The following is a 14058-nucleotide window of genomic DNA, read 5'->3' on the forward strand; positions in this document are numbered from 1 at the left end:
CCGCTGACAACACGGCCGTCCAGGGAGCCCCGCAGGGCAGCCAGCCCAAGCAACATAGCGGCATCTCCCATGACCAGCACTTACGGGACAGCCCTTAGTCTCCCTGTTTCGCTCGGATTTGGCTGAGCTGAGGTGGCCCCCCGTCTCGGACGCTGAGAATGCCGAGGGTCAGGGGCCAGTCGGGGAAGTGCGATCAGGCGGCTGAACGCGGCAGTCAGTCCAGGGCCAGGGGGCGGCGATCCGCAGGCATAGGCGGCGGGTTCCCCGGCACCGCCCCCGTGAGACGTGCGCGGCTTGACCGCCTATCGATCTGCATACGCGGCGAGGAACACACGAACGCCCTCGTCGGCCAGCCGTTCGAGTTCGGCCGGGGGCTGGATGTCGTCGCGGGCGAAGAACATGGCGCGGTCCATGGGGATGGCCAGAATGAGCCAGGCGAAGTGACGGGCGGCGAGCACCGGATCGTCCAACTTCAGCAGCCCGCGTGCCGAGAGGTGTTCGAAGCAGGCCGCCAGGGCGGCGATGGTCCGCTCGGGCGCGCGCCGGTAGTAGTCGGCGGCCACCTCGGGGAAGCGGTCGGCCTCCGCGATGAGCAGCCTGCGCAGTTGCAGCCCTCCGGGCTGGATGACGGTGGTGATGTAGCGCCGGGCGAGCCCGGTCAGGTCCCCGCGGAGGTCATCGGTGTCGCGCAAGGCGTCGATGACCTCGACGAACAGGCCGACCCTGCTGCTGGCGTTGGTGATGATGGCACCGAACAGCGTCTCCTTGTCCGTGAACTGCTTGTACACGGTCTGCTTGGACACCGCGGCCGTCGCGGCGATCTCGTCCATGCTGGTGCCCGGGTATCCCTTACGCAGGAACAGCTCGGTGGCCGCCTCCATGATCGCCTTGCGCTTGCGGGCCGAGCGGCCGTCCTCGGGTGCTTGCATGCCAGCCTCCTTGATGCTCCTCGAAGAGTACTGGACTGCTCAGTACTCGTTTGAGTACTGTACGGTCCAGTACCAACGCCAGGGCGAGCCTGGCGCCATCACCAACGGGGGGATCGGTCATGACGACCGCAGGACGCAAGATCGTGGCGGGGCTGTTCGTGTCGCTGGACGGCGTGGCGGAAGCGCCGGAACAGTGGCACTTTCCTTACCTGGACGAGGAGATGGGCGCGGCCCTCGCCCAGATGCAGGCCGGAGCGGACACGCTGCTGATGGGGCGCCTGACCTACGAGGCGTTCGCCGCGGCCTGGCCGGAGCGGACCGGCCCGATGGCGGACGCGCTCAACGGCATCCGCAAGCTGGTCGCCTCGACCACCCTGGACGAGGCCCGCTGGAACAACACCACCGTCATCGACGGCGACGTCATCACCTTCCTCAAGAATCTCAAGCAGCAGCCGGGCGGGAACATCAACGTCTCCGGCAGCATCTCCTTGACCCGAACCCTCCTGGAAGCCGGCCTCCTCGACGAACTGCGGCTCCTGGTGAACCCGATCGTGCTGGGCACCGGCAAGCGTCTGTTCCCGGACGGCACCGGCCGGACCCCCCTGCGGCTCACCGCCTCGGCCACTTTCTCCACCGGCGTGCTGGACCTGACCTACCAGCCCGCCTGACCTGCCCACGGGCCCCAGCCATCAACCATCGGAGAGAAGGACCCCATGTCGTTCCAGGCCTACCTGGACACCATCGAGACCAAGACCGGCCTGACCCCCCGCGCCTTCATCGCACTGGCACAGGAGCGCGGCTTCGACGCCCCGTCCACCAAGGCGGGAACGATCCTCACGTGGCTCAAGGAGGAATACGACCTGGGACGCGGCCACGGCATGGCGCTGGTCCACGTCATCAAGCACGGCCCCCGCATCGACGCGAAACACGTCGGCACGACCGGCTCGCACCGCGACGACTCCGACACTCTCTGGCTCGACGGCAAGGCGACGCGCCCCTCCTGAAGCGGGGCGCCTGTCCCGACAAGCGCCTGAAGCACCCCACCTCACAGACCGCGCCCACCTCCTGGAGAACCCGGCATGACCTGGACCGACCGCACCGTGGTACGCGAGGGCGTCCGCATCTCCTGCCGCGACTGGGGCGGATCAGGCCCCCCGGTCGTCCTCCTGCACGGACTGGCCGGCCACGCAGGCGAATGGGACACCCTCGCCCGGAACCTGAGCCGCCGCTACCGGGTCGTCACCGTCGACCAGCGCGGCCACGGCGCGAGCGAGCGCCGACCGGGCGATGTCTCCCGCGCTGCGTACGTGGCCGACGTCGTCGCTGTCATCGGACAACTCGACCTGCGTCGGCCGGCCCTGGTGGGGCAGTCGCTGGGCGGCCACACCGCCATGCTCACCGCCGCCGCCCACCCCGACCTGCTGCGCGCGCTCGTCCTCATCGAAGCGGGACCAGGCGGCTCCAACCCGAACGTGCAGGCCGAGATCGACGCAGCGCTCGACGCGTGGCCGACGCCGTTCCCCTCGCGCCAGGTCGCCGTCGAGTTCTTCGGCGGCGGTGCTGTCGGCGAGGCCTGGGCGGCCGGACTGGAAGAGCGCCCCGGCGGCTGGTGGCCGCGCTTCGACCGTCACGTGATGGTCGAAGCGCTGACGGAGAATGCCCGGCGTTCCTTCTGGGACGACTGGACAACCATCACCTGCCCGACGCTGGTCATCCTGGGGCAATCCGGCATCATCCCCGCGCACGAGACGCAAGCCATGCTCCAACAGCGACCCGGGACGGTGGCCGTGAGCGTCCCCAGAGCGGGGCACGACGTACACCTGGAACACCCCGAGATCCTGCGGCAGATGCTTCAAGAATTCCTTGAACAGGTCGCCGACCAGCCTGTTCGCGGGCAGGCTTGACCCCGACACCTTGGAACGCGTCCACGTATCAGCAGCGCGGCGCTCCTGCCTGCCAGGCCGCCTGTCTGCCGGCCTAATGGGCTGTGCCGAGCCTCGTTCGACGGTCCTGGACGACCTGGTGCCAGCGGGAACGCACGGAATCCGGTTCGTCACACCAGATCGTGGAAGACGGCGCGGGCAGAGGTAGGCCGGCCACGTAGCGGGCGATGTCGGCGTAGTAGGTGTAGTCGCCGGTTCGCGCGAGCGCGTTCAGCCTGTCGATGACCGCGCGGGCCTTGTCCTGCTCCCCGGCGATGGCGTGGTGGAAGGCGAGGGCGAGTCCGTTTCGCGATCAGCACGTTGAAGCCCGTCTGCTTCGCCTCGCGGCTGCTGAAGGCTTCAGCTCGGTGAAGCGGGGTGAGGCCGCGCCGGGTCACCAGGACGCTGGAAACGCGCGGATGTGCGAGGGCGCTGGCGATAACGGAGGGCAGTGCGCCAGGCCCTGTCTGGCAAATGATCATCCAGTGGGTTCGCGGAGCCAGAGGACCTAGTGCTGTGACCGCATGGGTTCACCGGTTCTGGGTGTGTCACGCCGTGGTGCTGAGTGGTCTGCCGCCCCAGCGGATTTCCTTCTCGCTTCGGATGCGGGCGCGTTCGCGTCGTTGGGCGGCGAGGACGTCGGGGTGGCGTGCGTTCTGGTTGCGCCAGCGGAGGTATTTGTGCAGTTCACGGTCTGGACGATGTGGTTGGGGTGGTTCGAGTTGGCGAGGGTGAACTGTCGTAATGGTCCGAAGTGGGCTTCGATGGGGTTGGCCCAGGACGCGTTGGTCGGGGTGAAGCACAGCTCGACCTTGTTGTTCGTCGCCCACCGGCGGATCCGCCAGTTCTTGTGAGCGGAGAGGTTGTCGAGGATCACGTAGATCGGTGCCCCGTCCGGACGGGCCGCTCGGATCGTTCGCAATGCGGCCCAGGTGGGGGCGATTCCCTTGCGGCGTCGGTTGACGCCCCACAGGGTGTCGTCACCGACCGAGTAGCAGCCGTGGAAATAGGTGACACCCTGGTGGCGGTGGTAGGTGGCCGGCAACCGGTCGGGCCGGCCCGTGTTCGCCCAGCAGGAGCCGGCGGTCGGACGGATACCGAGGGGGCCGAACTCGTCGAAGGCGAAGGTGCAGTCGGGCCGTTCGTTGATCGCGTACTCGATCCGATCGAGTTTGGCCTCGAAGTCCGGATCGCTTGATTCCTTCCAGCTCTTCGTGCGCTGGAAGGTGATGCCGCGGCGGGCCAGGAGTCTGCGTAAGGCCTCCCGCCCGATGCGTATCGGGCGGGAGGCTTCGTGGCGGAGGTGGTCGGCGAGTTTCCGGAGCGACCAGCGGGTGAAGGGCTTGCCCAGTCTCTTCGGGCGGGTGGTGGCCGTCTGGGCGACGAAGTCCTCGTCGTCAGAGTTCAGCAGGCGGGGACGGCCTCCCGCCCAGCGAGGGTCCAGGCATGCGGGCCCGATCTCGTTGAACCGGTGGATCACGTCACGGACGGTGTCATCGTCCGCCTGGACGAGCCGGGCGATGACCGGAACGGTGTTCCCGCCCGCCGACGCGAGGAGCATCATCGCCCGCCGATAGCGCACCGTGCTCGTACTGCCCCGCCGCACGATCCGCTGCAGCTTCTGCCCCTCCTGATCCGACAACCTCCGGACCCGCACCGACGCCCCCCCCAAACGCCTCCCTATACAGCGACTCAGACCCAACCACCCCATCCAACCACCACCCAGAACCGGTGAACCTATGCGGTCACAGCACTAGCTTCCACTCGCCTGGAAGTTTGGAGGAACGCCACCTGACCTGCGAGTGCGCTGCTGTGTGTCGACGTCTTCGTCCTCGACACGAAGATTCGCAGGTCGTGCCCACACGACCCGTCCCTCCCTTCGTCCAGCACCTCAGGAGTGTGCCGGGCCTTCGGTCATGATCAGACGAAGGGACCACCCGGCGCAGCCCATGTCACCCACAGTAGTCAACGGCAGCGCGTTGGCGGGGTGTGGCGTTGGACTGTGCGTTATCACAGGACATGTAGTCCATCGCCCGATCCCGAGTTCGACGAGCGCCCATTTGCGCCAGGAGGTCACCTGTGGAGGGTTCCGTTCTTTCCGCTGTCGAAGCGGTCGCAGCGACTGGGAAGGCAGTGATCTCGGCCGACAACAGCACGGTGGTCGGCCTGATCAAGCAGATGATCAGGGATGGCAGGTCGGCAACGCTCTACGTCACTCCCGACCAGGCTGAGGCGATCAGGTCGTGGTACTGGACCCCCGAGCGGGTGAAGGAGAGAGGACTCCAGCTCGTGACCGACGACGAGCGCGGGAAGATCCGCTCGGAACTCGGGCTGGAGGACATCGGATCCTTCTATTCCAACCGTGTGACGTGCGAATGCGGTCATTTGTATGGAGCCTTCGAGTTCCTACAGCAAGGCATCCGTGAGCACGGCAGAGAAACCGTGAGCCGCATCTTTTCACTCAAGAATTCCGCGCTGCTGCGCATCAACCCTTCCATCGTTGCGGAATGCCCCAATTGTAGCCAGACGCTGCTCCGGGGGCATGAATATGTGTCGCAGGGGTACGCCGGCTGTTGCCGAGACGACGAAATGCTTGCGAGGGACCACTGACGGGCGAAACCCCTTGGTCGCCACCCGGCGGCCGTTCGGACGGCGGACACGTTGGCGATCTGGCCGGAGAAATCAGCCCCTTCCGGTCGGCGTCGGGTTCCACGCGCTGAACTGGCTGCAGAGAGCAGCCGGACACACCAGGAGGTATTCCCATGGCAGATTCGCAGAAGCTGACGATCCAACAATTTCTGGACCGTAAGGAAAGCCCCGAGATCCAGGAACTGGTGGGGAAGTTCAATGGCGGCTCCTTCGCTTGCTGTCACACGCACATCTTCGCGGAGACCGGAGTGTGGATCGAGGAGCTGGTGCCGGTGTTCCAGAAGCTGGACGCCCAGCTGGCCCACACGTCTGAGAATCAGGTGAGGGTCCTCTCGCCGCAGTTCGCTCGCTAGTAGCAGTGTCCGGAGCCGCGGTCGCCGCCGCCCGGTGACGACCGCGGCTCCGAGCCCAGCACCCAAATCGGAACGCTCTCAAGGATCGGTGCCAGGTGGACATGCTCATGCAGCTTGAGTCGAGGATCAAGGCTGGGCAGCAGGAGTTCGCCGGCATTATGGGGGAGCTGCTGCGACGGTTCCGGCCCGACGTGGTGTCGCAGTTCGAGCACCGTGATCAGACGTACGTGCTCGAGCCCTTCCTGTTCACGTACTTCTCCCTACCGGACGGGCCACGGCGCGCGTCGTTGGACCAGATCATCGCCGGCCATCTTCCGGCCTCGCGGCGGCCCGACCGGATCCCCGCCGTAGCCGATCGCACGGGTGTGGTCCACCTGCCCGGGGCCGGGTATGTCGAGGCGACCGGTTCTGCGGTGCAATTGCGCTGCGTCCCCGGGAAGCAGGGAGCCGCCTGGTACCAGGTGCAGGACTCGGGTGTGGAAAGGCGTCCGTACCGGCCCTGCCGCCTCGTGAACGGTGACATCGAGGTAATGAGCCATGGATCACCCCTCGTGGCCGCGCTCTTCGACGCATCGGACGAGAAAGCCGTCGAGACCATCGCTGCTTCGTCCGAGCTCTGCGCCGTGATTGTCCAGAACAGCCTCGACATCATCGGAAATGTGTGGCCGGAGCTTCATGGGATCCTGACGTCGGTGCTCCGGCGAGTGGTTCTGTTCGAGTCCGCCGCATCCAACTCCTTCGCCACTACCAGGGCTCAGGGGACAGTTTTCTGCAACATCGGGCTGGGGCGTAGTGAAGCGTTCTTCATCGAGGATCTGGCCCACCAAGGAGGCCATGTCGCCTTCGCGGCTGCCACGCTGGATCAGGAAGCGTACTTCCGGGTTCCGTCCGGCACGACCGTGGGTGAGCTGACGGGAGAGGTCCGTGACCGCCGGAGCCTGTACGTGGCGCTGCATGGGATCTTCACAGAGGCCCTCATGTCTCATTGTCTGGCGCTCTGTCTCGAGCGGCGTGTGTTCGAGGACGCCTGCCGTCAGCACGAGCTGCTCGGGCGATTCAATTTCATCTTCGCCCGCTTCACCTCGGACCTTAGACTCCTGTCCGAACTCGGAGTTTTTGCGGCTGACGGCCGAGAGTTGATGGCCCAACTGCGCGTCATCTGGACGGACTTGACGATCCGGCATGCGTCGCGGCTGGGCACAGTGGACCTGGCGGGCCAAGGCTACAACTTCTCGTACGAGCGATTCTCTCAGCTCAATCCCATCGGCGCCCGGGGGTAGCCCAATGATGCCCGTGTCTCAGGTCAACCTTCGCGAGGAGCCAGCACACGGCGCCGTCCTGCCACTGGACGACGCCGGCCCGCTCGGATTCGGTTGCTATCGGGTGTCGGCCACCCGGTCGGCACACGCGGCAGCCATGAAGCATGCGCTCGACGTCGGTTGTACCTTGATCGACACGGCTGGCAACTACATGGACGGCCAGTCGGAGACCTTGGTGGGTCACGTGCTCAGGGAGTGGTCCGGGCCGGTCTTCACCGTCACCAAGGCGGGTTACGTCGCTCCGGCACTCAGACGCGAACTGTCCGCCCTCGGGGTCCCAGAACGCCTCCTGTCGCCGCGGAGTACCGAGAGTTACTACTCGTTGCATGTGGACGTACTCCGGGCGAGCCTGCGTCTGTCGTTGTCCCGCATGGGAGTGGATCGGATCGGTGCCCTCCTTCTCCACAACCCGGAGAACGCGAGGGTGGACACATCCGCGGACGATGTCTACCGCCAGATCGGTGCAGCCTTTGAGTTCCTGGAGGAGTGCGTCGCGCGCGGCGTCATCCAGTGCTACGGACTGAGCTCGAACTCCGTTGTTGCACACGCTGGTGAGGACGAGAGTCCGGAAGTCTCGCTTCCTCGCGTTCTGTCCATTGCGACAGCCACGTCCGGTAGCAACGCGTTCCGAATCCTTCAAACCCCCTGCAACCTTCTCGAGCGTGACACTGCGGCGGTTATGCCGCCTGCATCGACCAGTGTTGTCGACCTCGGCCGAACCGCCGGACTAACGCTGATGGCCAACAGGCCCCTCAACGCCTTTTCGAACGGAGCGCCGGTCAGACTCACCGGCAGTGGTGAACCACTCGGCGGGACAGAGGGGGACATCGGAGCGTTCGAGTCGTTCAGGCTCCTCATCGCCACGAAGCTGGAGCAGTCGAATGCAGACCACGCGGTCTACGACTTTCCGCTGATGAGGTTCTTCCGGGACAGCTGGGACAAGATCCATCACCCCGAATTGGTCGACCAGATCTTCGAAAGACAGGTGTCGCCGTTCGTCGTCGCCCTGTGTGAGGGGAACGTGCCCGGAGACATGGCAAACGCCGTTCGACGCCTGCATGCCGCCTGCAGGTCGCAGGCCCGCCATCGCATGTGGCATGACTCCGCGGACGTACGGGCCCGCCTCGCCGTGGAAGGGCTGATCTCATCGGACGAGGATCTGGCCCTGCAAGCCTGCCGATTTCCGCTCACACAGGGATTTCAGCACGTCCTTGTGGGGATGCGCGACGCCGCATACGTCGACGAGCTCAGTCCGGTCCTCAGGATGAGCTGACCCACGCCATCGGAACCTTCAACCGGCGTACGCCGCCTCAACCCGCCTTCTCCAGCTTGTCGAAGGTCCGCTCACAGCGGCGCCGGGCGCCCCACACGCCGTTCGTGGTGAGCTTGGAGATGTCGATGCCCCGCCCGGGCAGCGCCTTGATCAGCGGCATCAGCGCGTGGACGGCGACGATCGGGGCCGGCGCATCGTCCGCGACGTCGGGCCCGTGAACTGAACGACGCCGTGTCCTCCCTGGCGGCGGTAGCCGGCGAGCACGCTGCTCGTCAGCCGCTGCCGTTCTTGCGCGCCGCCTCCATCGCGGCCCGCAGAGCCACCCGCACGCCAGGTCGACCCCGGACACCTCGCTGCCATTCATCCCTACCCGCCTGGAGGCGCTGTTCGCCGCCCGCACGGCCTGGCCCTGGACGGTGAGCTCATCGTCTGGGACCCGTCACCGACACTCACCTCGCCGGGCAACTGACCCACTTCCCCTTCGGAGCCGAATCTATTGGCTTCATCGCCGGCCGCGGCGAGGTGCCCGTTCCTGGGGAAGTACGCGGCGAAACACACGGACGTCCGCCGCACGCCGCCGGGGGCTATCACCGCCAGACCGCGCTCCGTTCCCGGGTTGACCCGCACATCGCGGGGGCGGTCGAGCGGCACATCCTGACCTCGGGCCTGGTGAAGGAGGACGGCCGCATCTACGCGTGCGCCTCCTTCGACGTCCCCGAGGCCCTCGGCTTCGGGAACATCTTCACCGGCGGACTGCGCACCATTATCGAGCGCGCGAACGATGACTCCTACCTGCGACGCATCCCGGACGGCGGCGGCCTGCGCGGCTTGCACGGCGCCGTCCCGAAGGAGTTCACCACCGCCACGACGTGCGGCGGATTCTGCCCCTCGTGCTCCCTGCTGAGCGAGAAGTACCGCGAGACCAACAGCCTGTCGGCGGCCCGGCCCCTGCCGATCATCGGACCGGACGCGCTGACGGCCCGGACAACACGCTGTGGATAGCTGTGATCACAGGGGCAACCGCGATCCTCGCTAGCTGGGTCACCGGCCGTGGAAGCTCACGTGCCGCACTCCACCAGGCGCAGACAGCGGCCGCCGACCGTCAGTTCCTGCCGGCCCTGCACACCGTCAGGCTCGAAGGACCCGACGCGGTATGGGCCGCTGCCGCGCAGGTGCAAAGCACGTCAACCAGCACGTTCAAGCTCCTGGACGACGCCCTCCACACTTCTGCTGTGGCGGACGAACTCGATCACTCCATCATCGCGTTCTGGAATGCCGTCGACGGCTTAGCCGCAACTGTGCGTACAGCCCTGCATCCGTAGGGGCCGCAGCCACTTCGCGTATCTGCGCGGCACCGTGGAGAAGTGCATGCGGGAGCCCCCCCCCGCCAGCGAAGCGTGACAACGCTTTGACCAGGGGCTGCAGAGCAGTCCCTTTGCCAACTGGGCTGCGTCGTCACACCGGACCCGGCAACCCGTGGTGGGAAGGTGGTGCCGGTCACGGATGAATCGGCCTGGTCAAGGCGTTGTTGGGGCATAGACGCCGTCCGGGTGAGGCGGTCAGACAGCGGTCAAGGGGTCGACGACCCGGACCGGCGCCGCGCCCGCTACCCCGAGCCCGCCGGCCGCTGAACGGTGCTGGGCAAGCCCAAGGGGAGCCTGGGCAAGCCACCCCGAACCGGGCTTGCCCACCCCGGCCGGGGCTCGCCGGCAGAGCGGCGTCGGTCACGGTCCGCCCGGCGCTGCCCGGCGAGGCCGTGGATGACCGATGACGGTGACCGATGACCGGTCACCGGCTCGGTCGGCAGTTGCACGGGCCGGTCACGGCGCTGACGTGCCGTTTGACCGATTGCCGGAGACGGGCCGGTCACGGGTCTCGGTGGGCAAGCCCCACCGCACGAGGGGCTTGCCCACCGTGCGGGCCGCAGGGCGGGATGGCTCCCGAGGTCGTGGCGTCACCGTCTGGGACGCGACGGCCCGGACCCGGCCGGCGTCCTCGTGCTGGCCGTACACCGGAGTCATGAGACGAAACAAGCAGGAGAACCCGGCCGTGCTCGGGCAGAGCGACGCGGGCGACATGTGGCTTGCCCTGGCGCACCTTCACGCGTCCCACCACGACCCGGTCTGCCGCCTCGTCCCGTTCGAGCGACCGGAGGCGCTGCTGTCCCTCACCAACCCGGACGACCTCCTCTTCACCGCACGGGTGGAGCTGTCCGGCATGGAGACGATGGGCCACCTCCACGACCTCATCCGCACGGTCACCCACGGCGTCACCACCGAACTGGGCTACGCAGGGCCCGGGGTCGCACTGGAGGTCCTGGTCGGCAAGCGCCACGAACTCGCCCTGCACCCGGCTCACGTCGACGGCCTCACCCGGCTCCTGCGCCACGCCGTCGGCACCATCGGCGTCTGCAGCACGCCCGGGGGTGGCCGGTGTTCCCACTGCGACGGCACCGGGCGTGCCCGCCCGCTGTGGGAGCCGGCAGCCGGGCAAGCCTGAACGACTGGGCAAGCCACCCGCGAGGGCGGCTTGCCCAGGGGCCGGTACCTGCGGCCCTTTGCGTCCTGTGCGCAGGACATCGGCGTAAGTCCTGGCCTCGACCCCCGGGTTCGGCGGGATGCTGGAGGGCTGAGAGTTGCCTGGAGACGAAAGAAATGCGCCATCATCCGCGCCTCTGGCGGCGTGATGACCGCATTGACCCGCATCAAAGTACGGCGTTCGGCCTACTGGTAACTGGGCCTCCCGCTGACCACCGGGCGCCCTGGTGATCGGCTCGGCGCGGTCACAGCCGTCTGCCACAACCCGAGAGGACGCCCGTGGGACGACACAAGCCTGGCAAACCCCGACGCCGCCGCCTCGACGAGCTCCCCGACAACATCCAGATCAGGGAGACCCGCCCCGGAGAGGGCAAGGCATTCACCGACCTCGCCGCTCTTGCCATGGAAGGGCACGGCGACTTCGACGACCGCGAGGCCATGCGGGAACTCATCGACGAAGGCGGCCCGTTCATGAGCCGGTTCGGAACCGGGCGGTTTGTATTCCTGGTCGCCGAACACACGCCCACCGCACGCATCGTGGGCGCCTCCTCCAGTATTCCGCCCCTGTCCGTCCTTGGCGGAATGGAGCGCGACGGAGCAGACCCCGTAACCCTGGGGGCCACTGCTATGGCCTATGTCAAGATCCGCGCCCTGGCCGTTGCAGACGACCACCGCCGTCAGGGGATCGCCTCAGCTCTCCTCATCAAGGCCCTGGCAACCCACCGTGAGCACCGCGCGTTCTTCGCCTACGGGCAGTTCACCGCCGGAGACGACGACCTGGCCAGGTTCTACCGGCGCCACGGGTTCACCATCCATGCCCCGGGGCAGCCGGTCATCCTTCCCGGCAGTTCCAGGCACCGCGATGTCGGCGCCTCCCCGCTTCCCGGCGAGCAGATGTTCTCGCGCGCGATCTAACCCTGCTCGCCTTCCCTGGCGTGACGGACCGGTCACGGCGTTCCGGATGACCAGCCAAGGGATGGGCAGGCACAAAGGTTCTCAGGGCAAGCCCACACCAGCGGGGTAGCGTCCTCCGCCTGCGGGGCAAGCCCGAGCGGCTGGGCAAGCCCAGGGGGAGCCTGGGCAAGCCGCCGCGAACGGCGGCTTGCCCGCACCGGCCGAGTGCGCTCAGGGTGGTGCCCGTCCTGCCGGATGTTCCGGCCGGGCCCGTACGAGGGAGGCAGGCGGTGGAGACCTTCGAGGCGGGGGCGACGGTGGTGCGGCGCGATGTGCACCGCTCCGGGCGGGTGTGGAGCGAGCAGGCGCTACGCGTTGTCGCCGACACCGGTGAGGCGCTGGTGACCGCCTGCGCGCCCGGCGCCCAGACGCGGTGGCCGGCCCTGTACGCCAAAGCCCGCGTCGACGGCGACCGGTCGGTGCGCACCGAGGCGTTCGACGCGATGGCGACGGGTGAGTGGGAGCTCGTACCCGGGGTGTGGCAGGAGACGGAGCTGCTGCTGTGGAAGCCGCCGGCGGCGTGGTTCAGCATCAACGCCTTCTTCACCGCGGCCGGGCTGCGGAATTGGTACGTCAATTTCGAGCACCCCACCCATCGCACCGAGACCGGGTTCGACACCTTCGACCTGACCGTCGACCTCGTCACCGGCCAGCCCTACCGACGACCCACCCACCACAAGACAGGCACCAAACCCCGGAGAGTCAGCTGAAACAGGTCAGAGCGCCAACGGGCCGAGCGACACAGTCGCGGCGCATGGGCCTGACCCCGAACTGAGGTGCCACGACGCCGTCGTCTCTGGCAGGATCACCATATGACGTTCCGTAGAAAGGCCTATGCCGCGTAGACGGCCTGGGCGTGTCCGCGCCAAGCAGCAGCAGCGGCACCAGCTCACCCCACGCACCCCCATTGCCGGCCTGTCCTCACCGGCTCACGCCGAAATCGCCAGACTCGAGACGTGCCGGAAATTCCTCTGGCTAGGCGGCACGGCCGACGCACTCAGACTCTGGCGAGAGTTCGTTCACAGCCCGCACCACAGGCTCTACACCGAGTGGGTGCAGGACTGCTGCGGTCGTTGGCAAGGCTGCGGAAGTCCACTCGAAGCCCGAGAGTTCTTGGACGCCGTGATACATGGCATGTCCCGCCGCCGAGCTCGCGAGCTTCGGAACCTCGTACACCAACTCGACGACTTGTACTGAGCATGTGTAGGCCGGACGTTAAACGACAAGGTTAGTGCCTGCTTCTGAGCTGAGCATGACATGACCATCTGCGGCGTCTGGGCGTTTGCCCAGCTCAGAGTTCGAACGACGGGGTCTGGGTGGCGGGGGCGGCTGGTCGACTGCTGCTTGGCACCGCACCCGGCTCATATTCGGTGCGGTGCGGCTCCGTCCTGCCAGCGGTAGAGGTCGCGCAGCAGGGAAATTTCGGCGCCGTGATGGATCAGCTCCCTGTTGACGTGCAGGACCCTGTTCTCCATGGGAAACGGCTCGGGACCCATCGCGGGCGGATTGTCTAGGTCGGCGTCCGAGAGTTCGCGGACCCCCGCGTTCCATCTCCCGTACATCTCATCGAGCTGTTTTAGCGCCTCGTCAGCGGTCCCCGCGTAGGCGAACACCTCGGCGTCGAAGTCCTGGCCGTCGAAGTACCACTCGACCCGATAGGCCAGGCACGAGACGATGACGTGCGCCAGCCGCCAGGCAATCGTGGTCACCGGCGCCGGCTCCGGGGCAGGGGACGCGAAGTCCATCGTCCACCCCCCCTGAACCCGCCGACATCGGTGCGGCCGACGTGACACGTGGGCGGATGCTCCAGCAGCCGCGCACCGGCTCCCAGAAGTACTCCTCGTCGGTAAGACCGTCCAGCCGTGGCCGCAGGTTCTTGCGCCAGTACCAATCCAACTGCTCCGCGAGCCGCTCGCCTCTTGTCATTGCCGCACACTACAGACCCGTCGAACAGAGCGTGCCGGCCTGGTGGACGCAGGAAGACTCCGGCTATGCCGTCCGGCAGCGCGACCTGGGATTTCTGGGCAACAGAACACCGGTCTCGATGTTGCCGGTTGCGCTGATGAAGTCGTCGTGGTGGTGCGAGAATTGGGCTGACTTGAGGTCCCGGTGACTTCTCCGT

The 14058-nt window shown here is 67.0% G+C and carries 14 protein-coding genes and 2 pseudogenes; 12 read left to right on the plus strand and 4 right to left on the minus strand.

The features are described 5' to 3' along the window. Positions 1-302 precede the first annotated feature (302 nt). Positions 303-929 (minus strand): TetR/AcrR family transcriptional regulator, encoded by a 627-nt coding sequence (locus tag ACFYW3_RS32420; RefSeq protein ID WP_351757368.1) that lies wholly within the window; start codon positions 927-929, stop codon positions 303-305. A 119-nt stretch (positions 930-1048) separates the two neighbouring features. Between ACFYW3_RS32420 and ACFYW3_RS32425 the strand changes: the two genes are divergently transcribed. The 3 genes from ACFYW3_RS32425 (at position 1049) to ACFYW3_RS32435 (ending at position 2833) form a co-directional block, all read left to right on the plus strand. Then, positions 1049-1597 (plus strand): dihydrofolate reductase family protein, encoded by a 549-nt coding sequence (locus tag ACFYW3_RS32425; RefSeq protein WP_389388123.1) that lies wholly within the window; start codon positions 1049-1051, stop codon positions 1595-1597. A gap of 45 nt (positions 1598-1642) precedes the next feature. Then, on the plus strand, positions 1643-1933 hold the full coding sequence (locus ACFYW3_RS32430; protein WP_351757362.1) for a DUF4287 domain-containing protein: 291 nt from the start codon (positions 1643-1645) through the stop codon (positions 1931-1933). 75 nt (positions 1934-2008) lie between these two features. Further along, on the plus strand, positions 2009-2833 hold the full coding sequence (locus ACFYW3_RS32435; protein ID WP_389388124.1) for an alpha/beta fold hydrolase: 825 nt from the start codon (positions 2009-2011) through the stop codon (positions 2831-2833). A 566-nt stretch (positions 2834-3399) separates the two neighbouring features. Here the strand turns inward: ACFYW3_RS32435 and ACFYW3_RS32440 are convergent. Beyond that, positions 3400-4562: pseudogene (locus ACFYW3_RS32440) on the minus strand (IS630 family transposase). Positions 4563-4930: 368 nt separating this feature from the next. Between ACFYW3_RS32440 and ACFYW3_RS32445 the strand changes: the two are divergent. The 4 genes from ACFYW3_RS32445 (at position 4931) to ACFYW3_RS32460 (ending at position 8445) form a co-directional block, all read left to right on the plus strand. Continuing rightward, complete coding sequence (locus ACFYW3_RS32445; RefSeq protein WP_389388125.1) at positions 4931-5461, plus strand: hypothetical protein; 531 nt, start codon at positions 4931-4933, stop codon at positions 5459-5461. A gap of 152 nt (positions 5462-5613) precedes the next feature. Next, a complete protein-coding gene (locus ACFYW3_RS32450) occupies positions 5614-5853 on the plus strand; it encodes a hypothetical protein (RefSeq protein ID WP_351757356.1) in 240 nt (79 codons plus the stop codon). 95 nt (positions 5854-5948) lie between these two features. Further along, on the plus strand, positions 5949-7133 hold the full coding sequence (locus tag ACFYW3_RS32455) for a hypothetical protein (protein ID WP_389388126.1): 1185 nt from the start codon (positions 5949-5951) through the stop codon (positions 7131-7133). Positions 7134-7146: 13 nt separating this feature from the next. After that, positions 7147-8445, plus strand: coding sequence for an aldo/keto reductase (locus ACFYW3_RS32460; protein ID WP_389388127.1), 1299 nt, complete (start codon positions 7147-7149; stop codon positions 8443-8445). A 37-nt stretch (positions 8446-8482) separates the two neighbouring features. On the opposite strand, the gene ACFYW3_RS32465 is transcribed toward ACFYW3_RS32460, so the two are convergent. Next, entirely contained in the window at positions 8483-8605 is a 123-nt protein-coding gene (locus ACFYW3_RS32465; RefSeq protein WP_351757348.1) for a hypothetical protein, read from the minus strand. A 509-nt stretch (positions 8606-9114) separates the two neighbouring features. On the opposite strand from ACFYW3_RS32465, the gene ACFYW3_RS32470 reads away from it, so the two are divergent. From ACFYW3_RS32470 to ACFYW3_RS32490, 5 genes are all read left to right on the plus strand, one after another. Then, a complete protein-coding gene (locus tag ACFYW3_RS32470) occupies positions 9115-9447 on the plus strand; it encodes a hypothetical protein (protein ID WP_389388128.1) in 333 nt (110 codons plus the stop codon). Positions 9448-9449: 2 nt separating this feature from the next. Then, positions 9450-9767 carry a hypothetical protein gene (locus ACFYW3_RS32475; protein WP_389388129.1) on the plus strand — a complete coding sequence of 106 codons (318 nt, stop codon included), beginning with the start codon at positions 9450-9452 and terminating at the stop codon, positions 9765-9767. A 697-nt stretch (positions 9768-10464) separates the two neighbouring features. Further along, positions 10465-10944, plus strand: a complete 480-nt coding sequence (locus ACFYW3_RS32480) for a hypothetical protein (protein WP_389388130.1) — start codon at positions 10465-10467, stop codon at positions 10942-10944. Between the two features lie 317 nt (positions 10945-11261). Beyond that, on the plus strand, positions 11262-11897 hold the full coding sequence (locus tag ACFYW3_RS32485) for a GNAT family N-acetyltransferase (RefSeq protein WP_389388131.1): 636 nt from the start codon (positions 11262-11264) through the stop codon (positions 11895-11897). Positions 11898-12166: 269 nt separating this feature from the next. Then, entirely contained in the window at positions 12167-12646 is a 480-nt protein-coding gene (locus ACFYW3_RS32490) for a DUF402 domain-containing protein (protein WP_389388132.1), read from the plus strand. Positions 12647-13297: 651 nt separating this feature from the next. On the opposite strand, the pseudogene ACFYW3_RS32495 reads toward ACFYW3_RS32490, so the two are convergent. Then, positions 13298-13862 (minus strand): annotated as a pseudogene (locus tag ACFYW3_RS32495) (DinB family protein). Positions 13863-14058 lie beyond the last annotated feature (196 nt).

The sequence above is a fragment of the Streptomyces sp. NPDC002602 genome, assembly GCF_042889445.1.
In the GTDB taxonomy this organism is placed as follows: domain Bacteria; phylum Actinomycetota; class Actinomycetes; order Streptomycetales; family Streptomycetaceae; genus Streptomyces.